The organism is Exiguobacterium sp. UBA7533 (assembly GCF_002479335.1).
Lineage (GTDB): Bacteria > Bacillota > Bacilli > Exiguobacteriales > Exiguobacteriaceae > Exiguobacterium_A.
The window spans coordinates 26,302-53,082 of record NZ_DLMP01000005.1 but is presented as its reverse complement, the minus strand read 5'-3'; the positions used below and the strand labels follow the sequence as shown (position 1 = coordinate 53,082).

At 43.4% G+C, this 26,781-nt stretch carries 23 protein-coding genes and 1 tRNA gene; 9 read left to right on the top strand and 15 right to left on the bottom strand.

Features of this window, described 5'->3' with window-relative positions; genetic code table 11:
- Nucleotides 1-8: 8 nt before the first annotated feature.
- The 5 genes from B2U10_RS07615 to gltB all read right to left on the bottom strand — a co-directional run bounded on the left by B2U10_RS07615 (nt 9) and on the right by gltB (nt 10,026).
- Nucleotides 9-1,439, bottom strand: a complete 1,431-nt coding sequence (locus B2U10_RS07615) for a PTS mannitol transporter subunit IICB (protein WP_035407382.1) — start codon at nt 1,437-1,439, stop codon at nt 9-11.
- A gap of 194 nt (nt 1,440-1,633) precedes the next feature.
- Complete coding sequence (locus B2U10_RS07610; RefSeq protein WP_290786595.1) at nt 1,634-3,646, bottom strand: BglG family transcription antiterminator; 2,013 nt, start codon at nt 3,644-3,646, stop codon at nt 1,634-1,636.
- Nucleotides 3,639-3,932 (bottom strand): hypothetical protein, encoded by a 294-nt coding sequence (locus B2U10_RS07605; protein WP_290786592.1) that lies wholly within the window; start codon nt 3,930-3,932, stop codon nt 3,639-3,641. The genes B2U10_RS07610 and B2U10_RS07605 overlap by 8 nt, the downstream gene beginning before the upstream one ends.
- Before the next feature lie 158 nt (nt 3,933-4,090).
- Nucleotides 4,091-5,557: a glutamate synthase subunit beta gene (locus B2U10_RS07600; RefSeq protein ID WP_290786590.1), complete on the bottom strand. Its 1,467-nt coding sequence runs from the start codon at nt 5,555-5,557 to the stop codon at nt 4,091-4,093.
- Entirely contained in the window at nt 5,554-10,026 is a 4,473-nt protein-coding gene (gene gltB / locus B2U10_RS07595; protein WP_290786588.1) for a glutamate synthase large subunit, read from the bottom strand. The genes B2U10_RS07600 and gltB overlap by 4 nt, the downstream gene beginning before the upstream one ends.
- A gap of 294 nt (nt 10,027-10,320) precedes the next feature.
- Between gltB and B2U10_RS07590 the strand changes: the two genes are divergently transcribed.
- Both B2U10_RS07590 and B2U10_RS07585 read left to right on the top strand, forming a co-directional pair.
- Nucleotides 10,321-11,163 carry a transporter substrate-binding domain-containing protein gene (locus B2U10_RS07590; protein WP_035407369.1) on the top strand — a complete coding sequence of 281 codons (843 nt, stop codon included), beginning with the start codon at nt 10,321-10,323 and terminating at the stop codon, nt 11,161-11,163.
- Nucleotides 11,163-11,843, top strand: a complete 681-nt coding sequence (locus tag B2U10_RS07585) for an amino acid ABC transporter permease (RefSeq protein WP_035407367.1) — start codon at nt 11,163-11,165, stop codon at nt 11,841-11,843. Before B2U10_RS07590 ends, B2U10_RS07585 begins: the two co-directional genes overlap by 1 nt.
- An 83-nt stretch (nt 11,844-11,926) precedes the next feature.
- Here the strand turns inward: B2U10_RS07585 and B2U10_RS07580 are convergent, their stop codons facing one another.
- On the bottom strand, nt 11,927-13,768 hold the full coding sequence (locus B2U10_RS07580; protein WP_290786586.1) for a putative bifunctional diguanylate cyclase/phosphodiesterase: 1,842 nt from the start codon (nt 13,766-13,768) through the stop codon (nt 11,927-11,929).
- Nucleotides 13,769-13,913: 145 nt separating this feature from the next.
- Here B2U10_RS07580 and B2U10_RS07575 point away from each other — a divergent pair, with 145 nt between their 5' ends.
- Entirely contained in the window at nt 13,914-14,543 is a 630-nt protein-coding gene (locus B2U10_RS07575) for an FMN-dependent NADH-azoreductase (protein WP_056062089.1), read from the top strand.
- On the opposite strand, the gene B2U10_RS07570 is transcribed toward B2U10_RS07575, so the two are convergent.
- From B2U10_RS07570 to B2U10_RS07545, 6 genes are all read right to left on the bottom strand, one after another.
- Nucleotides 14,540-14,809: a hypothetical protein gene (locus B2U10_RS07570; RefSeq protein ID WP_290787648.1), complete on the bottom strand. Its 270-nt coding sequence runs from the start codon at nt 14,807-14,809 to the stop codon at nt 14,540-14,542. The genes B2U10_RS07575 and B2U10_RS07570 overlap by 4 nt on opposite strands.
- A gap of 6 nt (nt 14,810-14,815) precedes the next feature.
- Nucleotides 14,816-15,691 (bottom strand): helix-turn-helix domain-containing protein, encoded by an 876-nt coding sequence (locus B2U10_RS07565; protein WP_290786583.1) that lies wholly within the window; start codon nt 15,689-15,691, stop codon nt 14,816-14,818.
- A 47-nt stretch (nt 15,692-15,738) separates the two neighbouring features.
- Nucleotides 15,739-16,644, bottom strand: coding sequence for a helix-turn-helix domain-containing protein (locus B2U10_RS07560; RefSeq protein WP_290786581.1), 906 nt, complete (start codon nt 16,642-16,644; stop codon nt 15,739-15,741).
- A complete protein-coding gene (locus tag B2U10_RS07555) occupies nt 16,641-17,534 on the bottom strand; it encodes a helix-turn-helix domain-containing protein (protein ID WP_290786579.1) in 894 nt (297 codons plus the stop codon). The genes B2U10_RS07560 and B2U10_RS07555 overlap by 4 nt, the downstream gene beginning before the upstream one ends.
- 88 nt (nt 17,535-17,622) lie before the next feature.
- Nucleotides 17,623-17,693 (bottom strand) — tRNA-Thr (locus B2U10_RS07550).
- Nucleotides 17,694-17,778: 85 nt separating this feature from the next.
- The gene (locus B2U10_RS07545; protein ID WP_035407347.1) at nt 17,779-17,976 is read right to left on the bottom strand and encodes a hypothetical protein; all 198 of its coding nucleotides are present in this window, start codon (nt 17,974-17,976) and stop codon (nt 17,779-17,781) included.
- Nucleotides 17,977-18,132: 156 nt separating this feature from the next.
- Between B2U10_RS07545 and B2U10_RS07540 the strand changes: the two genes are divergently transcribed.
- Nucleotides 18,133-19,308, top strand: a complete 1,176-nt coding sequence (locus B2U10_RS07540; RefSeq protein ID WP_290786577.1) for a MalY/PatB family protein — start codon at nt 18,133-18,135, stop codon at nt 19,306-19,308.
- A gap of 260 nt (nt 19,309-19,568) precedes the next feature.
- Nucleotides 19,569-21,041, top strand: a complete 1,473-nt coding sequence (gene putP / locus B2U10_RS07535) for a sodium/proline symporter PutP (protein WP_290751086.1) — start codon at nt 19,569-19,571, stop codon at nt 21,039-21,041.
- A 53-nt stretch (nt 21,042-21,094) separates the two neighbouring features.
- Here the strand turns inward: putP and B2U10_RS07530 are convergent, their stop codons facing one another.
- Nucleotides 21,095-21,886 (bottom strand): class I SAM-dependent methyltransferase, encoded by a 792-nt coding sequence (locus tag B2U10_RS07530; RefSeq protein WP_290786575.1) that lies wholly within the window; start codon nt 21,884-21,886, stop codon nt 21,095-21,097.
- Nucleotides 21,887-21,926: 40 nt separating this feature from the next.
- Nucleotides 21,927-22,241 carry a hypothetical protein gene (locus tag B2U10_RS07525; protein ID WP_023468579.1) on the bottom strand — a complete coding sequence of 105 codons (315 nt, stop codon included), beginning with the start codon at nt 22,239-22,241 and terminating at the stop codon, nt 21,927-21,929.
- A gap of 202 nt (nt 22,242-22,443) precedes the next feature.
- Here B2U10_RS07525 and B2U10_RS07520 point away from each other — a divergent pair, with 202 nt between their 5' ends.
- The 3 genes from B2U10_RS07520 (at nt 22,444) to B2U10_RS07510 (ending at nt 24,181) form a co-directional block, all read left to right on the top strand.
- Nucleotides 22,444-22,926 carry a GNAT family N-acetyltransferase gene (locus B2U10_RS07520; protein WP_035407341.1) on the top strand — a complete coding sequence of 161 codons (483 nt, stop codon included), beginning with the start codon at nt 22,444-22,446 and terminating at the stop codon, nt 22,924-22,926.
- Between the two features lie 127 nt (nt 22,927-23,053).
- A complete protein-coding gene (locus tag B2U10_RS07515; RefSeq protein WP_035407338.1) occupies nt 23,054-23,752 on the top strand; it encodes a queuosine precursor transporter in 699 nt (232 codons plus the stop codon).
- A 57-nt stretch (nt 23,753-23,809) separates the two neighbouring features.
- On the top strand, nt 23,810-24,181 hold the full coding sequence (locus B2U10_RS07510; RefSeq protein ID WP_035407335.1) for a PilZ domain-containing protein: 372 nt from the start codon (nt 23,810-23,812) through the stop codon (nt 24,179-24,181).
- A gap of 52 nt (nt 24,182-24,233) precedes the next feature.
- Here B2U10_RS07510 and B2U10_RS07505 read toward each other — a convergent pair whose 3' ends face one another.
- On the bottom strand, nt 24,234-25,904 hold the full coding sequence (locus B2U10_RS07505) for a glycoside hydrolase family 13 protein (RefSeq protein ID WP_290786572.1): 1,671 nt from the start codon (nt 25,902-25,904) through the stop codon (nt 24,234-24,236).
- Nucleotides 25,905-26,129: 225 nt separating this feature from the next.
- Between B2U10_RS07505 and B2U10_RS07500 the strand changes: the two genes are divergently transcribed.
- Entirely contained in the window at nt 26,130-26,747 is a 618-nt protein-coding gene (locus B2U10_RS07500) for a hypothetical protein (RefSeq protein WP_290786570.1), read from the top strand.
- Nucleotides 26,748-26,781: the final 34 nt, after the last annotated feature.

Below are 26,781 nucleotides of genomic sequence, written 5' to 3'. Positions count from 1 at the left end.
CTTTATCTTTAAGAAATCTTATTTCTTGCTGTTTCGATCTCGTGGACGAGTTGATCATAATATCCGGCATTTAAGAAATTATCGACTGATCGGTGTTCTGCCGTTGGTACCTGTTCCTTCGCCCGCTCCGTCAAATCACGATGCGTGATGATCAGTTCGGCGTTTTGCGGCAATTGACTGATCGACGTATTCGTCACTTTGATGGGTAAGCCCGCTTTATTGATCTTATTGCGAAGGACGGATGCTCCCATCGCACTCGATCCCATACCAGCGTCACAAGCGAAGATGATATGTTCGACTTCCGCAAGTGGTTTGGCATCAGCTGAAACGAGTGTCGAGGCAATCGATTGTTTTCCTTTCATCGCACTGACGTTCGCGCTCGCCTCTTCAAGCGACGTTTCTTTTGCCTTGCTAGTTTTTAGCAGGACAGTCGAGACAACAAATGTCACAGATGCTGAAACAAGTACACCTGCAATCAATCCGACGTAAGAACCGCGTGATGCCATTGCGAGGACCGCGATGATACTACCTGGTGAAGCGGGTGCGACTAATCCGACATCAAACAGGACGAAAGTGAGGATACCACTCATGCCACCTGCAATCATCGCAAGCAACAAGACTGGCTTCATCAAGACGTATGGGAAATAGATTTCGTGAATTCCACCGATGAATTGGATAAATGCTGCACCGGGTGCTGTCTTCTTCGCTGCACCAGAACCGAAGAACGAGTAAGCAAGTAACAATCCAAGACCTGGACCTGGGTTGGCTTCGAGTAAGAACAGAACTGATTTACCCGCCTCGTTTACTTGGTCGAGACCAAGCGGGCTTAAAATACCGTGGTTGATCGCATTATTTAAGAACAAGATTTTTGCCGGTTCGATGAACAAACTCGCTAATGGTAGCAAATGTGCGCTGACGATCGCACCAACTGCTGCGGCCATGATGTCGTCAAGACCTGTCATGAGTGGTCCGAATACTTTGAATCCACCGAGCATCAACAAACCACCGATGATTCCGACTGAGAAGTTATTGACGAGCATCTCGAGACCTGGTTTGACTTTTCCTTCAATCAACTGATCGAACTTTTTGATGACGTATCCACCAAGTGGTCCCATGATCATGGCACCGAGGAACATCGGAATCTCTGTTCCGACGATAACCCCCATCGTCGCAAGCGTCCCGACAACGCCTCCCCTGACGTCATGCATTAATTTCCCGCCCGTGTATCCAATCAGCAACGGTAAGAGATAGGTGATTGTCGGACCGACAAGTTCACCGAGTTCCTTATTCGGTGCCCATCCAGTCGGGATGAAGAGTGCCGTGATGATCCCCCAAGCGATGAATGCACCGATGTTCGGCATGACCATACCGCTTAAAAAGCTACCGAACCGTTGAACTTGTACACGGATACCCCGTGCTCCATTTTGAGCTGTCGCCATTGCGTTAGCCTCCATTTCGTGTATGAGTTGATAAGATGATTGCTTTGCTATGCCCTTATTGTAAGATCATTGCAAGCGCTTACTCAATCTTTCCTAGTTCAGTCTTTGTCCAAGAAGTTGGACAGACTGGAAAGAAGCCTGCCTGATCAAAGAAAAAACCCCTGCCACTTCAAAGATCAAGTGACAGGGGTTTTTCAAGTATTGCCTAGGAATTGATCAATTACCGTTCGAAACGTTCGATTTAAAAGCAGACGAATTGCATGTTCCTCTCCGAACTCAAATTGATCCATTTGTTCGGGACTTTCAATGATTGCGGCACTAATCGAACTGAGCAATTCAAGCAGTTCGTTCGAGGTCTCTTCCGGTGCGACAAGTACAAGAAGCCTTTCGACGGATTGCAACTGTTGATCCATCCCGAGTAAGTCGATTGGTTCAGGCAATTCAAAAATGAGAAATCCTCCTCTTTGAATTGTCGCATCACGTCCGTGGAATAAAGCAAGCCGTGTTCCTGGAATACCAAGACCCGACATCTCATGACGACGCAACAATTGCGCCGAGAGTGAAACAGCTGATTTTGCTAATCCTTGATCGACCATTCTTGTGCTGATCTCAAATAATAACGATTCAATCCCATCGTCCACGCGCTCCAACCGTTCCATTTGAAATCCGTTCGACACTTGAATCGACGATGCAACGAGCCGATGCAATTGCTCGAGATCGAGCCATTCTGTTTTCGTCTGCCGTGGTTCTGGTTGGAAGGATTTTGGTAAGGCAAGAATCAATTTTCGGATCCGTTCCACCTCATCCTGAGGGAGCAACGGGTTGACAAGAAGATGTGGTGGGCGGATGTCAGGCAACGGCACGGTCGATAAAACGAAGTCATACGATTCAATCGGTAACCGTTCAATGCCAAACAGCGACGAGTTATCGATATGTTCAAGTTCAGTAAATTCTTGCCGTAACCGATTCATCAATAACTTTGAAGAGCCGAGTCCAGCAGAGCAGACGACTAAAACGCGATATGGTAGTTTAGGTGTCGGTTTGCTGAGAACAGCCCCGAAATGCATGACCCAAAATGCTAAATCCACGTCTTCAAATGTCGCATCTGTGAAGATCGACAGCGCTGCTTGTTTGACCGCATCGAACAGACGTGGATATTCCCGTTCAATTTGTTTGATGACATAGGACGGATTGACGCTATTTTGACGCGTATAGGATTGAATATGCGAAACGAGCCCCCGCTCCAAAGCATAATCTTTCGTAAAGTTCGTTCCATATAATAAAGAGACGTGTTCAATCAATCGTTTCACACGGAGGCGTGTGACGAGTTCTTCCGTATCTCCTGCGTCCGATTGAAAAAACGCGCGCAACTCTTCTGATAACCATTGACGTTCGGCAATCGACAATGTGTCAGGTAATCGCTCTTCGACGCGTTCCACCCATTTGAGAATTTCGACTGGGTACGCTTTTAACTCGTAACGCATCGGAAACTGATCTTTGCGCAACGCTTGTAAAGCTAAGCTGAGTGTGGCACGCATGATTTGTCGGTCATTGAGACGTCCTTCTTTCGTCAACGGTGCAATGACTGCATACGCTTGATTGATCATCTCAAGCCATGATGTTCGGTTCATTTGTAACAGATGGGGTAACTGATCGACATCTCCTTGCAACAACCGATAGAAAGCAAGAACATCCCATTGTGTAAAGATCAATGAGATCAATAAGCGTCGTTTGTTGATCTCTTCGCCGATGACTTCGGCACCAATGCCTTTTTTGCGCTTGATTTCAAGGTCATATTGCATAAACCACTCATCAATCCGCTCTAAATCCTGGCTGATCGTACTCGGTGCCACGTACATCGCATGGGCGATCGCCTGTAATTTGACCATCCCGTCTTCTTGCAGTAGCCGATACGCTAACTCGACTTGGCGATCCTCAGCAGTCGGTAATTGTTTGTGTGACAACAATAATTGGTCCCGTAGTACGTGTTTGGCTTCATCCGTTCCCTCAATCAACAGACCTCTGCCGCGGACATATGTCAAACGTAACTCATGGTCTTCTAAAGACTGGGCAAGACGATCCCGTTCACGCTGAATCGTTCGTTCCGATGTCTCGAGCGTTTCCGCGATTTCTTGTATTTGAACAGGTTCCTCACGTGATAAGAGGAAAAATAAGATATCGTGTTCCCGTGGTGTGAATTCAGTCATGTAGCCTCACTCTTTTCCGCCAAGATTCGAGGATGACGTCATATGCAGTCGGATCCAGAATCCGATCGACTGGATGAACAGAGCGATACGCTTTCCAGACGTGTCGATGGATAAGTTGTGCTTCTCCGACGATAAAAGATGCGTGATCAGGAAGATCTACGATTCGACATGTCTTGACGTCTATCGTAATCCCACACTCAAGTAAGCGTTTTCTAAAAATCGTAGCCCCTATGACACTACTTGCCATTCCACTCTCGCATACGAAATAGATGATTTCTGGATTCATCCGTCATTCCTCCCCTTCATTTTATAAGAATATCAGAAATAGTTTCGGGGTTTTACCTTGAAACAAAATCAATAGTTATTTTTGAACTGACAGATTTCTTTGCCAAACACAAAAAAGCCTGGATTTCTGAAGATGCCAGAAAATCCAGACTGCGTGATTTAACCAGTTTGTTGCATTGTTCTTAAATATTGACCGACGGCTTCCGCCACTTCACGACCTTCTCGAATTGCCCAGACAATGAGCGATTGACCGCGTCGTGCGTCACCTGCGGCAAATACACCTGAACGATTCGTCTCATAACGAGTCGTCTTGATTTTTCCGCGTTCCGATGCAACCGCTAAATGCTCGAGTATACGCTCTTCCACACCGCTGAATCCGATAGCGATCCAGACTTGATCGACCGGGAAGTAACGATCGCTCCCTTCGATTTCCTCAAAGATCACCGCACCCGATTCATTTTTTGTTTTTGTCGTCTGAATTGTCCAGACACCGGTGACTTGACCCGATTCACTTGTCGTGAACCGCTTAATGGCGATCAAGTATTCACGGGGATCTCGACCGAATTGTTGGAATGCTTCCGCATATCCATAATCGATCGAATAAAGCAAAGGTGTATCCGGCCACATGTTTCCTGTTGCACGTGTCGTACCTGGTTGTTCATGCTTGCCGAATTGGACGACGGAGCGGCAGCGTTGACGGAGCGCCGTCGCTACACAGTCCGCTCCTGTATCGCCGCCACCAATGACAAGAATATCCTTATCTCTCGCATCGTGATCAGGAGACAACGGTTCTTTCGAGAGCACGTGGCGTGTCACTCCAGTCAGATAATCCATCGCATAACCGACTCCTTGCGTTGGTGCTTCTGTCAATTTTCGTGGTTCCGTCGCACCGACACACAAGATTACAGCATCATACTCTGCTTCAAGTGTCTCGAGCGTGATATCTGCGCCGATCGTAACATTCGTCCGAAAGTGGATTCCTTCTGCTTCAAGCAAATCAACACGACGCTGTACGACCTCTTTATCGAGTTTCATCGCTGGTATACCGTATGTCAAAAGCCCGCCGACGCGGTCCTCTCGTTCAAAGACGGTGACCTGGTGCCCTGCTTGATTCAGCTGATCAGCAGCTGCAAGACCGGCAGGACCAGATCCGACGATGGCAATAGAATGCGACGAACGTATCATTGGAATTCGAGGCACGACCCATCCTTTTTCAAACCCGATATCAATGATCGATCGTTCAATATCCTTGATTGCAACTGCAGGTTCATGAATTGATAACGTACACGATCCTTCGCACGGCGCTGGGCAGACGCGACCCGTGAATTCAGGAAAATTGTTCGTCTCAAGCAGTCGATCGAGGGCCTCTTGAAAACGACCTTCTTCTACAAGTAAATTCCATTCTGGAATTAAGTTATAGACTGGACAACCGATCTTCACTTGATCAAATACTTCCCCTACATGGCAAAACGGGGTGCCACAATCCATACATCGACTTGCTTGTTGACTCGCTTCCGCTTCCGTCAAAGCCGTCTTGTATTCACTAAAATCCCCCACCCGTTCGCTTGGGTGTCGTTCCGCTCCGCTTGAACGAGCAACTGTCATGAATTGATCGCGTCGTTTCATCGTACTCCCCCTGTTCTTCGACCAAGATGTGTCTCGAATGCGAGTAACATCGCTTCTTCAGTGTTATGTCCTTGTTTTGCGAAATCAGCCATCAATGTTGTCACTTTCTCGTACGTCGATGGAATGACGCGGATGAACGAATGGATGATATGATCCCAGTTCGCTAGAATCGCATCGCCCTGCTCACTTCCGGTCCGTTCGACGTGCCGCTCGATGAACGTCTTCAGTCGCGTGATCTCTTCGGCATGCGTGACGGGTCCAGTCGAGACGAGTTCGCGGTTGACACGTTGTAAAAATTGTTCGGGATTACGCGGTAAGACATAAGCGACACCGCCTGACATACCGGCTGCAAAGTTTTTTCCGATATCGCCAAGGACAACGACAGATCCACCGGTCATATACTCGAGTCCATGATTGCCGATTCCTTCGACGACGGCGACGGCTCCACTGTTTCGAACCGCAAATCGCTCACCTGCCTGACCGTTGACATAAAGTTCTCCACTTGTCGCTCCGTAAAGTGCGACATTACCGATGATCGATTGATCGGACGAGACGAACGAAATCGAACGTGGAGGATGAACGGCGATGATACCCCCGGACAACCCTTTCCCTACATAATCATTCGCTTCTCCCGTGACATCAAGCGTCATCCCACGTGGGAGATACGCACCTAAACTTTGCCCAGCAGATCCCTGCAGTTCAAGTTTCAATCGATCCGTCGGAAGACCAAGTGCCCCAAATCGTCTGGTCAGCATCGCACCGGTCTGCGTGCCAATCGCACGGTCTGTATTTTGAATCGTTAAACGTAGTGTCTGTGGCTGACTGAAATCTGCCGACTCTAAATACGGTGCGACTTCACGGGCGTCAAAGGAACGCTCAACGTGATGCTGTTGTTGTTCAGCCGGACCGTGTGACACATGAACGAGGAGACGAGAAAAATCAAGACTTTTTGCCTTCCAATGCGTTCGTTGTCGTTCCGATGGTTCAAGTAAATCCGTACGCCCTACGAGATCTTGCAACCGTCTCACACCGAGCTTTGCTAAATGTTCTCGCACTTCCTCAGCGATAAATGTCATGAAATGGACGACATCATCGGCAGATCCTGTAAATTTCTTGCGGAGCTCTGGATCCTGTGTCGCGACACCAACAGGACACGTATCGAGATGACACGCACGCATCATGATACAGCCGACAGCGATAAGTGGTGCTGTCGCAAACCCATATTCATTCGCTCCGAGCATTGCTGCGAGGATGACATCACGACCGGTCAATAGCTTTCCGTCCGTCTCGAGAACGACACGCTCGCGTAACCCGTTTAATGTCAACGTTTGATGTGTTTCAGCAAGACCAAGTTCCCATGGCAGTCCGGCATGTTGAATACTCGTCTTAGGTGAGGCGCCCGTTCCGCCGTCATGACCACTGATGACGATAACATCTGCTAACCCCTTCGCAACGCCAGCAGCAATCGTTCCAACGCCTCCTTTGGCGACGAGTTTGACGCTAATCCGGGCTTGATCGTTGGCACGTTTTAAGTCATGAATCAACTGGGCTAAATCTTCAATTGAATAGATATCATGGTGTGGAGGTGGTGAGATCAATCCAACACCAGGTGTTGATGCACGTACACGTGCGATCCATGGATAGACTTTTTCACCGGGTAATTGACCGCCTTCACCGGGCTTCGCACCTTGTGCCACCTTGATTTGTAATTCGTCGGCATGTACCAGATAATGACTCGTCACTCCAAAACGACCAGAGGCGATTTGTTTGATTCGGCTCATCCGGAAATCGCCATTTTCATCGTGTTCGTATCGTTCTTCTTCCTCCCCACCTTCACCACTGTTACTTTTACCACCTAAGCGGTTCATCGCGATCGCAAGCGTCTCGTGCGCTTCTTTTGATAACGAGCCGTATGACATCGCACCCGTCTTGAAGTATTTGACGATTTCGCTGACAGGCTCAACTTCTTCGATCGGGATCGCCGTCGTCTCCTTGAACGTCAACAGATGTCGTAGCACCGTTGCCGGTTCCTCCTGAATGCGTTGAGCGTACTTTTGATAGAGCCGGTAATCATTCGTACGGCATGCGTGTTGCAACAAATGAATCGTCGCTGGATTAAACGTATGATGTTCTCCTGCTTGACGGTACCGGAAGACACTGCCGGACTCTAAATGAATCCGTTCATCTGCAACCTGTTGTGCTCGTCGGACTTCTTCTTCCATCAGCTCAAGCGTCATCCCACTCAATTGAGAGACCGTGCCAGTGAAATGCTGTTCGATGACAGAGCGATCGATTCCGACTGCTTCAAAGATTTGAGCACCCCGATAACTGAAGATCGTCGAAATGCCCATCTTCGACATGACTTTGACGACGCCTTCCGTGACTGCTTTTTGATAACGTTTGGCTACATCCGTAAAACGATCCCCTACTGCTTCTTCAAGCGTCGCATATGCCAGGTACGGATAAATCGCATCCGCACCATACCCGATCAACGTGGCGACATGATGGACTTCACGAATTTCTCCACCTTCAACGATCAAGCTGAGATTTGTACGTAATCCCTTACGGATCAGCGCATGATGAATCGCACTCGTTACTAAGAGGATTGGCATCGGTAATGTTCCAGGGCGAACGAGACGATCCGATAACGTCAATAATTCATACCCGTTTTGTGCAGCGGTCACAGCCTCATCAACGATCATGTCAAGCGCTTCTTCAAGCGAGTCGGTGAACGTCGTTGAGATCGTTTTCTGCTTAAGTCCACATTGTTTAAGCACATGGGCTTCGTCTGGTCGCAGGATCGGCGTCTCTAAGCGAACACGACGACAGTTCGCACGGTTCGGCGTCAGCAGCTCCCCTTGTCGACCAAGCCATGTTAGCGTCGAGGTGACGATCTCTTCGCGTAACGCATCGATCGGTGGATTCGTGACTTGTGCGAATAGCTGTTTGAAATAACGGAACAAGGATTGAGGACGTTCACTTAAGACCGCTAGCGGTATGTCCGTTCCCATCGCGCCTAACGGATCCTTTTGTTCTTCGACGAGTGGAATCAAGTATTGATCGATATCTTCACGCGTGTATCCAAAATGCCGCTGTTTCGTTCCAAGTTCAATGAGTGTTTCCTTGAAGTCGTTACTTGAGAGGGAAACGACTTCTTGAGCGAGCCACTCCGCGTAAGGATGACGTGTCGCTAGCTCCCGCTTAATCTCTTCATCTGCGATTAACTGACCGGACGCAAAATCGAGTAAAAGGAGTTCACCCGGTGCTAATCGTTTTTTGTACAAAATGTCTTGTTCACGAAGAGGGAGTACTCCTGCTTCTGACGACAACATGAAGTGACCATCGCGTAACAATACATATCGCGCCGGGCGTAAACCGTTTCGGTCAAGCGTCGCACCAATCTGTTTTCCGTTCGTGAAGACGATGGCAGACGGACCATCCCACGGTTCCATCATGCTACTGTGATACTCATAGTACGCGCGCTTCGCCGGTCTGATTTCGGCATGTTCGAATGGTTCCGGCACGAGCATCAGTGCTGTCTCAGCGAGAGAAAGACCTGACAGATGAAGAAACTCAAACGCATTATCAAGCATTGATGAGTCGCTACCTGTCTCATCCAATATCGGCAACACTTCCTCTGCCCGATTACCGTACGTCGTCTCAGCAAGTCGACGTTCTCGACCGCGCATTGCCCGAATGTTTCCTTGCAACGTATTGATTTCGCCATTGTGAATCAAATAACGGTTTGGATGGGCACGTTTCCAACTTGGGAACGTGTTCGTACTAAAACGTGAATGTACAATACCAAAGCCTGACTGATAGCGTTCGTCTCGTAAATCATCAAAGTACGCACGCAGTTGATCCGTCGTCACGAGTCCTTTATACACGATTGTTTCACTCGAGCTACTCAAGACGTATTGCTCAAGACCGAGTTGCTCCGATTCACGTTCAAACTCTCGTCGAATCAAAAAAAGTGTTCGTTCAAATGTCAATCCTTCCATCGCCTGTGCACCAATGAAGCATTGACGAATGACTGGCTCCGTACGACGTGCACCTGATCCAAGCACTTCGGACCGAACAGGTACGGTCCGCCATCCTAATACGTCTTGTCCTTCTGTCAAAATGATTGACTCTAACGTTCGTTCGAGTCGCATCCGTTCCCGTTCCTCACGTGGCAAGAACATCATGAAAACGCCATAATCCCCTTTTTTAGGGAAGGAAATGTGCCGAACCGTTTCACGAAACAACCGATCTGGTAATTGCGTTAAAATACCCGCCCCGTCTCCAGTCTTCGCATCACTCCCTTGTCCACCACGGTGTTCCATTTGACAAAGCATGGCCAATGCATGTTCAACGATTTCATGACTCGCTCGTCCTGTTTGATGTGCGTAAACCCCGATCCCACACGCATCATGTTCCATACGAGGGTCGTATAAGCCCTGCTGTTCAGGGTATTTATGAAATGTCATAGTAGCACTCTCCTTGCCTTCTTAATTTTCTGTATATTCAGTTAAGTTACACTTTACACCCTTTTATGTTTATTCGCTACTATGCATAATCACCATCTCGTCCACCCTCAGGAGGTAGAATTACCATATATCAACATTGATAACGCTTACATATACTTGGATATTCATTCAATATTTTTTTTAATTAAATCCAACACTTTATGCGCGTATTGCTTTGCCCGAACATGTGATTCCGTGGTATTTTTAAGTAGGAACAGCGTTACTGATTACGGAAATAAAGAGAGGAATAATACGATGAAAAAAACAATGCAATGGACGGGACTCTTGATTGCAGGAAGCTCGATTCTATTAAGCGCATGCGGTCAACAAGACGAGAAAGCAACCGCATACGATAAAATCCAAAAAGAAGGCACAATCGTCGTCGCAACAGCAGGTACACTTTACCCGACGTCCTATCATGATGAAAAAAGTAATAAATTGACGGGGTTTGACGTTGAAGTCGTCAAAGAAGTAGCCAAACGGCTTGATTTGAAAGTAAAGTTCAAAGAGATGTCTTTCGACGGTATGTTGACAAGCGTTAATACAGGTCAGGTTGACCTTGCGGCTAACGACATTACGATCACCGATGACCGTAAAGAAAAATTCGCTTTCTCAAAACCATATAAATATACGTATGGTACGGCAATCGTCCGTAAAAGTGATTTGTCAGGCATCAAGTCTCTAGAAGATCTAAAAGGAAAAAAAGCTGCCGGAGAAGCAACAACGACATATATGCAGATTGCTAAAAAATACGGTGCAAAAGAAGTCACTTACGATAATGCGACGAACGATCAATATCTACGAGATGTCTCAAATGGTCGCACAGACGTCATCTTGAATGATTATTACTTGCAAACACTGGCTGTCGATTTCTTCAAAGACTTCGATATCACGATTCATCCGGACATCGCCTATAACCCGAGCCAAGTCGGTTTAATCATGGATTTAGACAATAAAGAACTTCAATCCAACATTAACGAACAACTCGATAAAATGAAGGAAGACGGTACATTAAAAGACATTTCGAAGCAATTTTATGCCGGAAAGAATGTTTCCCAAATGCCTGACGTCAAAACGACGATTGTCGATGTGAACTAATGATGTCATCGATTGATTGGCGGTCCGTCTTCAATCCTGAATTGGCGGTTGATTCGTTTCCATATATTTTAAGTGGACTTGGACAAACATTATGGATTTCTTTGCTCAGCATGGCGATTGGTCTTGGAATTGGGTTAATTCTTGCGCTTTGTCGTCTCTCTCATTTTCGAGTATTGCGTATTGGAGCGAGCGCCTACATCTCATTTATGCGTGGTGTACCCATCCTTGTGCTATTGTTCATGTTGTATTTCGGGCTGCCAGTCATCAATATTCAACTGAACGCGTTGACCGCTGCGATTACTGGTTTTAGTTTAAATAGTGCGGCATACATGGCAGAAATCATTCGTTCTTCCTTACTCTCGATTGATCGTGGGCAGGAAGAGGCAGCAGCGTCCCTCGGTTTATCTAGGTATCGGACGTTTGTTGGCATCATTTTGCCGCAAGCGATTCGAATTGCCATCCCACCGCTTTCGAACGTCTTGCTAGATCTTGTTAAAGCTTCGTCGCTTGCTGCCATGATTACTGTCCCTGAAATTTTTCAAAAGGCAAAAATCGTTGGTGGGCGTGAATTCGACTATATGACCGTCTATTTTGTCGTTGCGTTCATTTACTGGGGTATATGTTCATGTATCGCAGTCATCCAAGAGATTCTCGAGCGTCGTTTTGCCCGGTATCTCTGATTTATTATCTCCTATATGGTAATACAAACAGGCGATGGACATGATCCTTCGCCTGTTTGTATTTTCAATTGTTTGATATCTGTTTAGCCTTCTCGATACATCGCTAAAAAATGTTCTAATTGTTGCGGCTGTAGCGGTCGATAGAATAGATATCCTTGCAACGTATGACACCCCATCTGTTCGAGCAATGTTGCCTCTTCTTCAAGTTCGATTCCTTCTGCTACGATTGTCATATTTAATCGTTTTCCTAATTGAATGATCGTCTCGATCATTGCTCGTTTCCTTTCAGAATGAATCGCTTCTTGAACGATTTCTTTTGGAATTTTTAATTGATCGAACGGTAGTTCCACGAGTGGTTGCATAGATGAGAATCCAGTTCCAAAATCATCAAGAGCGATTCGAATGCCATACAAATGGAGTGCGTTTAATGTTTCGATAATTTGCTCGGTTCCTTCGATAAAGATATGTTCTGTCATCTCGATTTCAAGTAGGGATGGAGGAAAACCTGTTTGCTTTAATATAGTGAGCACTCGATTCGTAAAATCAGCTTGTCGTAATTCCCACGGTGAAACATTAACCGAAATCGTCAGAGGTTCCTTCCCTTCCTCCAACCAAGCTTTTCCTTGAAGACAGGCTTGACGCATGACCCATCGCCCTAATGTCTCAATAAATCGTGTTCTTTCCGCGAGTGGAATGAACTCAACTGGTGGAACAAGACCATATTCCGGATGATTCCAACGAATTAAAGCCTCTACACCTGTAATTTGACGCGTTCTCGCATTGACTTGAGGTTGAAATAAAATAAAGAAGTCTCGATCCAATTCTGCATCATATAAATCGCGCGTTAACTGGAGTGCTCGCTTCCGTTCATTTTGTGTTGCTAAGTCTGTGATCGCATACGTGTTCTTTCGATTTGCTTTGGCTGTAAATAATGCAATCTCCGCGTCATTGATGACATGGTCCGTCGATTCATCATTAATATAGGAAACACCAATACTCGCAGTAACATTGATTTGCTTAAAGTCAATTTGTACACGTTCTGATACACTTGATAAAATATCGTCACAGAGGACTCGTGCATCATGATGATAAGGCGCATGAAGTAAAAAAGCACTCCCGCTCGCTTTCGCAATCGTACAATCTGAAAAACGATTCATCAATCGTCGACCAATGATGTGTAATGAACGATCACCAGTTCGGTAACCGAATGCATCATTTACTGTTTTGAAATCATCCAAATCCACGAGACAAATCATATCGCCATCTTGTTTTTTCTTATCTACTTCAATGACAAACGAAGAGCGGTTTGGTAAACCTGTCACGGGATCCGTAAATGCTTGTTCCTGTAAACGGGCTAAGTATTCAATATTTCGTTCAAGACGGGTAACGTATTGATTATGGATCAGTAAACTAATGATCGTCGCAATCAAGATAAGTCCAATACGCGCGATGTGATCGGATACAAACATCGAAGTGTTTTCAAGTGATGGAGTTTGATACCAAATATAAAGAAGAGAAACCGTCGTGATGCTTGTTGCGTACAGTAGCATCGTTCGGTTGATGACGACTAAGGAAGCTAATATGAATAGAAGGGCACATGCCCAAACTGTCTGGACTCCCCTACCGATGAATGGATGATAAATATATGGAATCAATAAAAAAACGCTAGACATCATATGTGGCTTTAGTCGGTCTGATAATGTACTTTTACCGATGAAGTATTGAACACTCCCAGCACTCGCAATGACAAGTGCACGTATCCAATCCTCTCCTTTCAAACCATAACTACTAAATGTATTGGCAACGATATATAAAACGGCACCACAACTCGTCAAAATAAAAATGATCATCCCGAACAATTGATAATTTGCCCGAATTTCTCGATGATATTGCTGACTATTGGAAGAACGTCGCTGTGTATTCATCGCCATCCCCTCTTTCAAGTTCCTGTCGTTTATTTTCCTTATCAGAACCAAAATAAAACTTGAATTTTCTAAAAATAATAAAATAATGGGAAGTCATGATTTTAAGCAAAATGGGAATAGATAGGTATAGAAAGGAGCGATCACTATGTCTCATTTACTATTCATCGAAGCAAACGATAGCACGCATCAAAAAAAAGGCATTAGTTCTGAATTAAACGATGCCTTTCTGAATGCTTATCGTGAAAATCATCCTGAGGACAAAATTACGGTTTTGAATTTATTCGAGGAACGTCTTCCCTTCTTTGATCTAAAACTTGCGAACGCGGCAGGGCGGCTATTTAAAGGGGAAGAATTAACTGGAGATGATGCGACTCATGCACAACGGCTTCAAGAATATTTAAACGGATTCTTAGATGCCGATAAAGTTGTCTTTTCATTTCCGATGTGGAACTTAACGGTTCCGGCACCGCTTCACAATTACATGGATTATCTCGCCCAGGCTGGTCAAACGTTTCGTTATACAGCCGAAGGTTCGATCGGACTTGTTGAAGACAAACAAGTGCTGTTGATTCATTCACGCGGTGGTGATTACTCGACAAAAGAGAAAGCCCCAAGTGAACACGCGGTTCGCTATATGTTGGACTTGTTAGCATTCTTTGGGATCAATGATGTATCAACTGTCATTTTAGAAGGACATCAGCAATACCCAGATCGTGCATCTGAATTGATCGAACAAGCGCTTCAAGAGTGCCGACAATTCGGTCGTTCGTTTTAAATTGGGAATAGAACATACTCTGCATATTCTTCCAGAAGACGTTTTTCATGAATCGGCATATCAAATGCACAAAATAAGGAATAGGCCATCGTAAAATCACGCTGGATATCTGAGAGATCACCATTTAATTGCTGCTTAAAGTATCCCCTTTGAAAGTAAAAGTGACCTAAGAAATGACCGTCTTCCAACTGAAGACTCTCCTGAATACCTTGTTCGGTGATTTTTAGACCGGCAAGGTATTTTTTTTTTGCAGTGAAAGTTGTTATAAAAAATTAAAACTCAAATAATATATATTGCTCCTTCATACGTAGAATCATCTGTTTTCGAACGTCGTGCTCAAACGCGTGAAACAATGTATAGGCGACGGAATACTGTTTTTGAAGTGACATCTCATCTTCACCTGACTGTTCGTGATAGTGCGCGAGCTGATAATAAAAATGTCCAAATAAAAATGTATGATTATGCAGCAAACATAGTTCATATCCTTTCTTAGCGATGGCGATACTGTCCTCAGACTTCCCTTGGTATTCAAGAATCTGACAATGATTAAAATAAATTTTTAATAGCGCATTCAGATGATTATTCGACTGAAGGATTTCAATTTCATTTTCCAATTCCTGATATACGGATTCCGTTAAATGAAATAGATCCTTTTCTGAATACATATTTGCAATCGCCATTTTGATTCGAATGAACAATTGAATGGAATGCGACCACACTTCTTTTTCATTCAACAAGTTGCTGAGTAGGCTCGCAGCTGTCCGAAAATCAATCCGATTTTGTTTTAAATCAATGATCGTCTTGATGTAAATTTTTAAAATATCTACTTCGACGATTGCATCCACTTCCTGCTGGTTGATTCGTTCCATTGCCTCTTGGTACTTTTCCTCTCGAAGCAAGTCGGATAAGAATCGATCCAGCTGAAAGAACTTTTCTTCATCTGTATGTTCTTGAAATAACAACGAGATGGGAACTTGCAACCTTACAGCCAGTTGTTGTATTAACTCAACAGTCGGAGAATTTAAGCCATTTTCAATTTTACTAATTTCAGCCTGACTGCATAAATTAGCGCACAGTTCATTTTGAGAATACCCCTTTTGAACACGAAATCGTTTTAAGTTTTCTCCAATTGGATTAGCTTTAACCATCTTATCAAATCCTCCAAATACTTTAAAACGTCACATCGTATCTTAAATCATGATTCGTGTTTAGCGGTAGATTCGAAAGTAAACAATAAATATTCTTTCTTCAAGTCAACGACTAATTGTTTCGTCGTTTGAAATTCAAATGCGTGAAGCAATGTATAGGCTAATGTATATGTTTTTTGAAATAAGCCGTTGTTGACGGATTCTTGATAATTACCTAATTGAAAATAAAAATGACCTAAAAGAAAGGTTTGTTGTGAATCTAAGCATAAATTAATCCCTTTTTGAATAAACACGTTCGCTTCTTCAAACATGTCTTGATATAAAAGAATTTGAGCATGATTAAAATAAATTTTTATCAATGAAGTGACATATAATGAACTTCCGATTTTTTCTAAAGACGCTTCAATGTCGAGATATGCACTTGTAGTTAAATGATACAACTCATGTTCAGCATATAGATTGGCAATTGCTGTTTTAATCCGAACAAATAAAGAAATAGATTCATTCCAAACATCATATTCGCGTATTAGATTACTTAATAAGGAAGTCGCCGTTCTAAAATCATATTGATCTTGTTTCAGATCCACGATGATTTGAAAGTAAGTACTTAATATGATTAAATTCATATTCTCGTTATAATCATAGTTTAAAATGAATTGTATGATTTGATCAAAATTCTCTTCTCGAAGTTGATCCGAAACAAATTTATCAAAAAACTCTATCTCTTCATTAGCTTGAGGATCCTCAAATAAAAGTGCAATTGGACTATTTAAACGAGAGGCAATTTTTTGTAATAATTCTACGGTTGGTGAATTTAAGCCATTCTCGATTTTACTGATTTCAGCTTGGCTACAAATATCTTCACATAATTCATTTTGAGTCATACGCTTTTCAATACGCAATTGTTTAATCTTTTTACCAATTGACGAAGTTAAATTTTCCAAATTCATCATTTCCCTTCACTTCTGTCGATAGGGAATAGTAATAAATCTGATAAATGTGTTTCAAGAATTTTTCGGTATGCGTGATTGTTTGTCGCAGTAAAAAATGAGTAAGCAATCGTGTAAGCTTCTTTAACACTTTTCTCAGGAGCGTTTAATGATTCTAAAAAAAAGCCCTTTTGATAATAGAAATGACCAAGGTATGTCAAATCTTCTATTTCTTTAGTTTCTTCTATGACTCGTTCTACTTCTTGTAACCCTTCCTCGAATCGCTTTAATCTGTATAAGTTACGTAAATAGTTGTATATGATTTTCATTCTAATTTTTTTATATTCTCGTGTCTGATAATGTAGTTTTAGTAATTCTACGTAGATTTGATGGGAATGCAGGTAATCTTCATGATTCGTATACAATACAGCGATTGCCATTTGAATTCGAGTATAGAGAAGAAATGATTTTTCTTCTAACTTTTCTTCGCTGACTAATTTCAATAAAGCAGAAATACATGTTCTAAAATCGATGTTTCCTTTTTCATATAATAGTAATTTTCGATGATAACGAATTAACACTTGAATTTCAAACGCTGTATTTGATTTCGCATATTCTTCTAAATCTTTGTCCATAGATGAGTAATTTTTCTCCCTCATATGGCGTAACATTTTTTGATCAATCTCATTTAATTTTTGTGACACGATTTCATCTTCAAAAAACAATGAAATCGGAATGCGCAGTCTTCGACAAATTTGCTGTAGTAAATCAATCGTCGGAGAATTTCGACCATTTTCGATTTTGCTGATCTCAGCCTGACTACAAATTCCTTCACAAAGTGCTTTCTGTGTCATTCCTTGTTTTTTTCGTTCTTGCTTGATCTTATCGCCAACAGAATGAATGACTGGATGCATGAAGTTCACTCCTCAATCAAAGATGAATCCATCATAAAAAAAGTCTTTCGTTTCAAGTATATATCACTTGAGACGAAAGACGCGTGTATGCTTCCGGCGAGAATCGAACTCGCACTGCAGCATTACCATTGCTGAGGTCTGCCATTAACCTACGGAAGCTTGTAAAATCTGTTTCTAGTATAACTTATAAGAAAAGACAAGACAAGAAGTCGACGTGATTTCCACGCAACTCCTTGTTACTTTTTTACAGTGTCGTTTTTGTTAATGAATTATCATAGACGACTAAAACCGAATAATGTTCATCCGCTTTAGACGCGACGAATGTTGAAAACTTCAACGTAATGATGGCGTTTGATCCAACACCATTGTTCTCAAAAAATTCGTTCAATCGTTCTTCTAATTCTTCAGGCGTTCGTCCGACAACTACTTTAGAATGTAACATGATCATCACTCCGTTCTGTTATGGTAGGTTCGAGTTAAATAATTGCCTGATCGAATAAATGTTAAACCTTTTATTTTCCGACTTGCTCCTTCCTCTCTTTATCCGCTATGGTGAAATGGAGTAGTTTAACTTAAAAAGAATAGGAAGTGAAGTCTGATGGAACAGATTAATTTCGATGAAACGGTTGAGAAACGAAATACAGGATCCGTCAAATGGGACGGACTTCATTTACTTTATGGATCCGATGAGCTGATTCCGATGTGGGTCGCCGACATGGATGTCCGTCCACCGCATCATCTCACAGAACGGTTGACAAGACGTGCTGCTACAGGTCATTTCGGTTACTCGATGTTTGAAGAGGAAGCAAAACAAGCGATTCAGCATTGGTTTCTGAAGCGATATGACGTAACGATCACTACCGATTCCATTCTTTATTCGAACGGTGTTGTTCCAGGACTTGCCCATACAGTCCTAGCGCTAACTGAACCTGGTGATTCAATCATCATCCAGACACCTGTCTATCCACCATTTCATCAGATCATCCAGTCTAACCAACGGCAGATCGTTGAGAATCCACTTCTTTTAGAAGAAGAGACGTACCGGACGGATTTCTCGCTTCTCGAACAACAAATGCAGACTGCGCAGATGATGATTCTGTGTAGTCCTCATAATCCAAGCGGAAAAGTCTTTCCTAAAGAGGAATTACAGCGCATCGTAGCACTCGCGAAACAACACGATGTCTACCTTGTATCCGATGAAATTCATGCGGATCTCGTCTATAAGGGTTCTGTGCACACACCAATTCTTGCCTTAGATTATGAAAAAATCATTTTGGTCAGCGCACCATCCAAAACATTCAATATTCCTGGACTTTACGCGTCTTATTTGGTCGTACCAGACACTTCGATTCGTCAACGGATCGAGGGTGTCCAGCAACGTCATTTTGTTCATCCAAACGCATTGGCTTCAACTGCTATTTCGGCGGCGTACGGAGATCATGCGAGTGAGCAATGGTTATCGCAACTCCTTGTTTATTTGGAAGACAATCGTGACCATGCCGTCCGTCGTATTCGTCAAGAAATGCCGAAATTAAATGTCATCATTCCAGAATCTACATTCTTGTTGTGGATTGATTTCAAAGCACTTAATCTCGATAGCAAAACGCGCGCCGATTGGCTCGTTAAGGAAGCAAAACTCGCTTTGACACACGGTTCTTCATTCGGTTCCCATGGAGAAACGTTTGAACGCTTAAATATCGGTTGCCCTCGCGCACAGCTCGATCAAGCTCTAGACCGCTTAAGCGCTGCGTACGAACGATTTTGGAGCAATTAATTTGACTCGAATGACCTTAAATCATTAAGGTCATTTTTTAATGCAGTGAATTATTCGGAATATTTTGATTAGAAGAACTTTAATAGGGACTAAAACCGTTTCAATCTCTTGAGGCACTAGGCATGGTGGCACTTTTCCTGAAAATGAAGTGGCTTGCAAAGTCGTTTTATCCTCTGTAAGGTGGGGAACATATCATTTGGCGAACAGGTCAATGTATGCTTGATCGTAAAAAAACTATTGTATTTGGAGGATTTAACTTTATGACGCAAGAATGGATTTCAATCATTCTGTATCTTGTTCTCATGTTGGCAATCGGTTATTTTGCCTACAAACGAACGACGAACACAGAGGATTACATGTTAGGCGGACGCGATCTCGGTCCTGGTGTTACAGCACTTTCTGCTGGTGCATCGGATATGAGTGGATGGATGCTCATGGGACTTCCCGGCGCCATGTACGCGACAGGTGTTTCAGCACTCTGGCTCGCACTCGGATTATTGATTGGATGTTACGTAAACTATTTAGTACTCGCTCCACGTTTCCGACTCTATACGGAAATGGCAAATGACTCGATTACAATTCCTGATTTCTTAGAGAATCGTTTTGAAGACAAATCACGCGTGCTTCGTACTGTGTCAGCACTCGTCATCATCATCTTCTTCACGTTCTACACATCAGCTGGAATCGTTTCAGGTGGAAAATTATTTGTCAGCTCATTCGGATTTGATTACCACTATGGTATGCTCTTGACGATTGCGGTCGTAATCGCCTACACCTTATTCGGCGGTTTTCTCGCAGTTAGTTGGACCGACTTCGTCCAGGGCTGTATCATGTTCATTGCACTCGTGCTCGTTCCTGTCGTTGCATTGACCGACGTCGGCGGAGTCGATGGTGCATTCAACTATGCTGAAAAATTAGACCCTTCGTTGTTTGATCCATTTAAAGGGACAACAGTTCTTGGAATCATCGGATTCCTTGCTTGGGGACTTGGTTACTTTGGTCAACCACATATTATTGTTCGTTTTATGGCGATTCGCTCTGTCAAGGACTTAAAAAGTGCTCGTCGCATCGGTATTGGATGGATGTTCATCTCTATCATTGGTGCCATGATGACAGGTCTAGTTGGAATTGCCTATTTCGAAGGACAAGGGAATGGACTAGGTGATCCGGAAACAGTCTTTATCCGTTTCTCGGATGTACTATTCCACCCGTATATCACAGGGTTCTTGATGGCTGCGATTCTCGCGGCAATCATGTCGACGATTTCCTCACAATTACTTGTCACATCAAGTGCGTTGACAGAAGACTTTTACAAGACGTTCTTGAAAAAGAATGCAACAGATAAACAACTCGTCTTAACAGGTCGAATTGCTGTTCTTGTTGTAGCTATCGTTGCGAGTATCCTCGCTTGGAATCCGTCAGCGACAATTCTTGCACTTGTCGGTTACGCTTGGGCTGGATTCGGTTCTGCCTTTGGTCCGATCATCTTGCTTTCCCTCTATTGGAAACGGATGACGAAACAAGGCGCATTAGCAGGTATCATCTCAGGTGCCTTGACTGTCATCATTTGGGTGCAACTCGGGCTTAGCACGACGCTTTACGAAATGGTACCTGGATTCTTCACCAGCTTGATCTTTACGGTCGTCGTCAGCTTGATGACGAAACAACCGGTCAGTGCCGTTCAGGAAACGTTCGAAGAGATGGAAGACGAATTAAAAGACGCTATTCAATAATCACTATCAACAGTGAGACCTCTGCCGCAAAATCGGCAGAGGTCTTTTTTGACTTACAGTTCAATCACGCCATAATGCAACTTCGACGTCTTACGCTTGGATCGTTCAAATCCAAAGCGCTCAAACAGCGGGCTCTCATAATGTGCTTTTAATACGATGCGCTGACGTGCCACACGCTTCGCCTCAATCATCGCTTCAACAGATAAGGCTTCATAATTCGCAAGTTTTCGTAAAGCGTCGAGATGTGTCGATTCTTCAACAGTCTGTTCAAACATGGGGTCAAAGTAGATGACATCAAAGCAATTATCCGGACATTCTTTCAAAAATGCGAGATGGTGTCTGACTTTTACTTCGATTCGTCGCATCGCCTGATTGATTGGTTCGTAAGATTCTTCCCAGCGTTTTAATCCGTCCTTGACGACAAAGGCTGTCTCAGTCTTGCTTTCTAGACCGATGATCCGCCCCTGCTCTCCAATGGCATGACTCATGACAATCGCATCTGCACCTAAACCGAGTGTACAATCTAACACATGCATCCCTTCTGATAGGCGTCCCATCGCAACGAGAGGATCTCTTCCACCTGCAGCAATTTGTTTGATGCGAAAGACCGCACTTGAAGGATGGAAAAAGAACGATGTCGTTTCGCCTAGTGGGTATAAATCTAGTCGTTTCTTATCGACGACTAATACCGGCAATCTCGTCTCCTGTTGTAGGTGTTCTATGCTTTTTTTTTGCCGTGCGATATAGACGAAGTGTATCGTCTCATCCGCTAATAATTGCTTCACACGATGATGCACGACGTCAGTCGGACGAAGACACGTCGTCAGTCCAATGGTTGGTTTCATACTTATTTCCCCCATAAAAAATAAGCCAGCCGCAGCTAGCTCATTTCTTTTTCTTCAATAATCCTTCAATATCTTCGATCAATGCTTTTTTCGAAATCAGGTCTTCTTGCTTTTCCTGTTCGACTTTTGCATCGACCGTAGTCCGTTTCATGAGAGCTTGAAGTGTCTCATCGATGCTTGACTTCAAATGATCACGATCTTCTTTGTTAAGAGAAAGATCATGTTGTACTTCATCCCCTTGTTCATCTAATTGGCGTAAGCGTTCCGTCAATTGTTTCGCTTCACGATTCAAGTCCGAATACAATCGTTCGATTTGCTCTAAACGCAATTTGATTCCGTCACGTTCTGTGAACACGTTTCCAGCCCCTTCCAGTATGCAGTTGTCTACATCATTACTTTACCATATTTCGAGGTAATTAAAACAATCACAAGATGATTACAAAATGATTTTTTTAAATTTCTTCCTGCGGATCGGTTCCAGTTAATTTTTGCAATTGCAAGGAGGGTATCGCTATAATGTAAACGAAGCATCAATTGGGATGAGGGAGGATTTTGTGATGGAATTAAGACGTCGAGCATTACGTCATGTCGATCAAGCTGAGTACGACCATTTCTTGAAGTATGGCGAGCAAGCATATGGGCTGTCTCCGCAAGAAATCAAAGGGTATGACCATGAGCTTGGAGAAGAGCGAGCTTTTGATTCCGTCGAGCACAGTTATCCTGAAGATTACTACTTTGATATCGTTGAAGCAGATACGATCGTCGGGCGGGTTCTACTTTTGAAAATGGGTCACTATTTTCAACTCGACTTTATGGTGTTTGATCCTTATACACGACGTGGTATAGCTACTCAAGCAGTTGCCGAAGCATTAAAGCATTCGGGAGTACTAGATCGTCATGAAGTACGCGCGCGTGTTCTCGATCAATCACCACACGCTTTTTACGCGAAACGTATTTTAGAAGCAAATGACTTTACGTCGATTGAGAACTATTACGTCAAAGGGAGACGACGTCGATATTCTTTACAACGACTCGGTTGAACACTATTTGAAAGACCATGAGATTCATGGTCTTTTTTTATATTGGTCACATGTGTAACTCACCTTTGACAGGCGATCGATTTCAGCGTACAATTTTCATCTGTATGAACAGAAAGGAGTCTACCTCATGAACGAATGGTTATGGATCCCTTCCATTTTATTAACGATGGGATTATTGATTTTCAGTTATTATCTATTTGGAAAGACCGGATTGTTGATGTGGATTGCCATCGCAACAATCATTGCAAACATTCAAGTCACACAAACCGTCGATATTTTTGGTTTCGTCTTCACGTTAGGAAATGTCGTTTATGGCAGTTGTTATTTAGCGACGGATATTCTCAATGAGAAATATGGCAAACAGGTCGCTCGAAAAGGTGTCTATATGGGTTTCTTTTCCTTGATCACGACGACCGTCCTCATGCAATTCAGTCTCTTGTATACCCCACTCGCCGATAAAGCAGCACTCGAAACATCTGATTCTTTACATCTACTATTCGGACTCCTGCCATGGATTGCTGTCGGTAGTCTTGCCGCTTATCTCGTGTCGCAATTGTTTGATGTCTTCATTTATTCGAAGATTCGTCAAAAGACAGGCGAACGAAAACTTTGGTTACGGACGACGGGATCAACTGTATTAAGCCAATTGCTCGATACGTTGACATTTTGTGCGATCGCCTTTCACGATATGCCATTCTCTATTTGGTGGCAAATCTTCATTACGACATATCTCGCAAAATTCGTCGTCGCCTGGTTCGCGACACCATTCATGTATTTAGCAAAGCGCATCCATCCGACGAAACGATCAACAGATGCTGCAGCCTGATAAAAAAGACTAGAAGAGTTTTGCGAATTGTCGGATAATGGGAATGGAGGTGCCTAGATGAAGATTAAACGTAATGAACCGTTTCGCTATACATTGAAAACACCCGTAACGGGCGAGTTTTATTTGCTGAAAAATGAGCAACGGACACCAAAAGGCTTGATGAAGATTCATAACATCTCACCAAATGGAATCGCAATCACTACTGCATTAAAACTGCCTCTTCAAAAATCAATGAAAATCGTTGTTGAGTTCTCGTTAATCGAAGGGCACGAGCCGCTCTGCATCGATGGATTTTTATTGCATGAGAAGCCTTCTGGTCCTGAGCGGTTGTACGGTATCCATCTTAATTCGACAATAACTGATCGCGAAAAAATTATTTCACAAGTGAAACAGATCGTGCAATTAGAACGGTCACTTCATAAAGACTAAAATGGCATCGCCCTACATTTGTAAGGGCAATGCCATTTTTTAATCAGAAAATTTAAGCGTCAAACGTTCGGAAAACGACAGATTCATATGGCCGTAATGTCAAGCCATCCGATGTATTGGTGTCAGCGTAGTTACCAATCACGCGATCCGTTGTCGCGTGAGAAATCGGTACATGAATGTCATGATCTGCAAACGAACAATAGATATACCACGTTTCTCCTTCAAGCGTCCGCGAATACGCGTAGACTTCCGGATGATCTTCAAGTAAGAGTTCATAGCGACCGTATACGACGAGTTCATGATCATGTCGTAGTCGAATCAATTGCTGGTAGTAATAGAAGATGGACTGTTCATCGGCAAGTTCCTGTTCCACATTGATGTCTGGATAATTCGGATTGACCTTCAACCATGGTGTTCCCGTCGAGAAACCAGCATTTTCCGATGCATCCCACTGCATCGGTGTCCGCGCATTGTCGCGTCCTTTGATATGGATGGAACGTAGTAGTTCCGCCGGTGATGCTCCTTGTGCCGTACGTTCTTTCCACATGTTCCGAATTTCGATATCTTCATAGTCTGTAATGTCTTCAAACGCGACATTCGTCATTCCGATTTCTTCGCCTTGATAGATATATGGCGTTCCTTTTAGAAGGTGTAAGAGCGTAGCGAGCATTTTAGCTGACTCGACGCGATACGTCGTATCATTACCAAATCGACTGACGACTCGAGGTTGATCGTGGTTGTTCCAATAGAGGGAGTTCCAGCCTGTTTCATGCAACGCTGTTTGCCATTTGGTGAAATTTTGCTTGAGTTTAAGCAAATCAAACGGAATGACATCCCATTTTCCGTTCGGACCTGAATCAAGATCCATATGTTCGAACGTAAAGACCATGTTGACCTCTTTACGTGCCGGATCCGTGTAAAGAATGGCATCATCTGTTGTTGCTCCCGGCATCTCACCGACTGTCAGGACATCGTACTTTCCAAACGATGCTTCGTTCATCTCATGTAGAAATTCATGGACACGCGGTCCATTGATATAGTGTTCTCCACCATCTCCATACAATGCTCCTGGATGGACCGTCGCATCGGGTAATCCAGGTGTCTTTGAAATCAAGTTGATGACATCCATCCGGAAACCATCGATTCCTCGATCTAACCAACGACGGATCATCCCATAAACCTCTTGACGCATCTGTTCATTTTCCCAATTCAAGTCAGGCTGTTTTTTCGAGAATAGATGTAAGTAATACTCATTTGTTGCCTCATCATATTCCCATGCAGGACCAGAGAAAATCGAACCCCAATTGTTCGGTAATGAACCGTCTGGATTTGCTGGACGCCACATGTAATAATCCCGATACGGATTGTCCTTGCTTTGACGCGATTCCGCAAACCACCGATGTTCATCCGACGAATGATTGATGACGAGATCCATGACAATTTTGATATCTCGTGCATGCGCTTCATCTAGAAGACGATCAAAATCATCCATTGTTCCGAATTCCTTCATGATGGCTTCATAATCTCGGATATCATATCCATTGTCGTCATTCGGTGAATCATAGACTGGACTTAACCAGATGACGTCGATGCCAAGTGTCTTCAGATAATCCAATTTTTCAACGATTCCGTTTAAGTCACCGATTCCATCTCCATTTGAATCCTTGTAACTACGAGGGTAAATTTGATAAACGACACTATCATGCCACCATTTACGTTCCATCTTCTACACTCTCCTCTTTTATGTACCTGTCGTGCTACATATTGAGCAAACGATTGCATCAATTTGTAAAAGCGCTTTCAATTCTCACAACCTCATCTTAACATGTCCATAAGAGGGTGCTCAAGTGAGAACTTTTACTTATTTGATATCATGGAATATGAAATAGGGGCGTTTACCACATCTAATATAATGGGAAAGAACGGTATGAGAAAGGAGTGTGGGCGAATGTATCGTCGGTATTTGCTCTTCTTGGTCTGGGCGATTGCCATTGTCTTTATCTTGTTATTTGGAAATAATCGTGTCTTTCCGGAAGGTTTCTTAATTTCATTTTTACGTTTCGATCAAAGTCAATTTGATACTTCCGCATTAAGTTTGTTTGCTTTACTTGGTATTTATCCATTTGCTTTCTTTTTATTATTTTTAGATGAAAAACGATTTATGCGACCAGGACCGCTCGTTGCAAGCATAGGGTCGTTCTTCTTAGGTGCATTCGTTTTAATGCCCTATGTCGCACTCGCTATTCCAAGGAAAACCTTTTTACCGTTTCAGCGTCGAGGTTGGATTCCAACTGTCGTCGCTTTACTGAGTGTCGTGACGACATTATTGCTTTGGCTTGCCCTCGCACGTGCCGATTGGAATATTTTCCGTATTTATTTCGAGACGAATCAATTTGTTCGAACGATGACAGTCGATTTATTACTGTTTTATATTCTTCAGGTTTATTTATTACGACGCATTCGTCTTCGAAATGAACAATCATTGCAATGGCAAGACGGCATTCCTCTTTTTGGTCTATTCCGCTATCTGTTCACAAGACATCTGCCAGCTTCCTCAAAATCGTGATGGTTTATGGTACAATGGAAATTGGATTTTTTTA

What these genes read in the sequence shown, in the direction of transcription:
- B2U10_RS07615 (WP_035407382.1), bottom strand. Translation starts at nt 1,439, where the DNA reads ATGGCGACAGCTCAAAATGGAGCACGGGGTATCCGTGTACAAGTTCAA.
- B2U10_RS07610 (WP_290786595.1), bottom strand. Translation starts at nt 3,646, where the DNA reads ATGACTGAATTCACACCACGGGAACACGATATCTTATTTTTCCTCTTA.
- B2U10_RS07605 (WP_290786592.1), bottom strand. Translation starts at nt 3,932, where the DNA reads ATGAATCCAGAAATCATCTATTTCGTATGCGAGAGTGGAATGGCAAGT.
- B2U10_RS07600 (WP_290786590.1), bottom strand. Translation starts at nt 5,557, where the DNA reads ATGAAACGACGCGATCAATTCATGACAGTTGCTCGTTCAAGCGGAGCG.
- gltB (WP_290786588.1), bottom strand. Translation starts at nt 10,026, where the DNA reads ATGACATTTCATAAATACCCTGAACAGCAGGGCTTATACGACCCTCGT.
- B2U10_RS07590 (WP_035407369.1), top strand. Translation starts at nt 10,321, where the DNA reads ATGAAAAAAACAATGCAATGGACGGGACTCTTGATTGCAGGAAGCTCG.
- B2U10_RS07585 (WP_035407367.1), top strand. Translation starts at nt 11,163, where the DNA reads ATGATGTCATCGATTGATTGGCGGTCCGTCTTCAATCCTGAATTGGCG.
- B2U10_RS07580 (WP_290786586.1), bottom strand. Translation starts at nt 13,768, where the DNA reads ATGAATACACAGCGACGTTCTTCCAATAGTCAGCAATATCATCGAGAA.
- B2U10_RS07575 (WP_056062089.1), top strand. Translation starts at nt 13,914, where the DNA reads ATGTCTCATTTACTATTCATCGAAGCAAACGATAGCACGCATCAAAAA.
- B2U10_RS07565 (WP_290786583.1), bottom strand. Translation starts at nt 15,691, where the DNA reads ATGGTTAAAGCTAATCCAATTGGAGAAAACTTAAAACGATTTCGTGTT.
- B2U10_RS07560 (WP_290786581.1), bottom strand. Translation starts at nt 16,644, where the DNA reads ATGATGAATTTGGAAAATTTAACTTCGTCAATTGGTAAAAAGATTAAA.
- B2U10_RS07555 (WP_290786579.1), bottom strand. Translation starts at nt 17,534, where the DNA reads ATGCATCCAGTCATTCATTCTGTTGGCGATAAGATCAAGCAAGAACGA.
- B2U10_RS07545 (WP_035407347.1), bottom strand. Translation starts at nt 17,976, where the DNA reads ATGTTACATTCTAAAGTAGTTGTCGGACGAACGCCTGAAGAATTAGAA.
- B2U10_RS07540 (WP_290786577.1), top strand. Translation starts at nt 18,133, where the DNA reads ATGGAACAGATTAATTTCGATGAAACGGTTGAGAAACGAAATACAGGA.
- putP (WP_290751086.1), top strand. Translation starts at nt 19,569, where the DNA reads ATGACGCAAGAATGGATTTCAATCATTCTGTATCTTGTTCTCATGTTG.
- B2U10_RS07530 (WP_290786575.1), bottom strand. Translation starts at nt 21,886, where the DNA reads ATGAAACCAACCATTGGACTGACGACGTGTCTTCGTCCGACTGACGTC.
- B2U10_RS07520 (WP_035407341.1), top strand. Translation starts at nt 22,444, where the DNA reads ATGGAATTAAGACGTCGAGCATTACGTCATGTCGATCAAGCTGAGTAC.
- B2U10_RS07515 (WP_035407338.1), top strand. Translation starts at nt 23,054, where the DNA reads ATGAACGAATGGTTATGGATCCCTTCCATTTTATTAACGATGGGATTA.
- B2U10_RS07510 (WP_035407335.1), top strand. Translation starts at nt 23,810, where the DNA reads ATGAAGATTAAACGTAATGAACCGTTTCGCTATACATTGAAAACACCC.
- B2U10_RS07505 (WP_290786572.1), bottom strand. Translation starts at nt 25,904, where the DNA reads ATGGAACGTAAATGGTGGCATGATAGTGTCGTTTATCAAATTTACCCT.
- B2U10_RS07500 (WP_290786570.1), top strand. Translation starts at nt 26,130, where the DNA reads ATGTATCGTCGGTATTTGCTCTTCTTGGTCTGGGCGATTGCCATTGTC.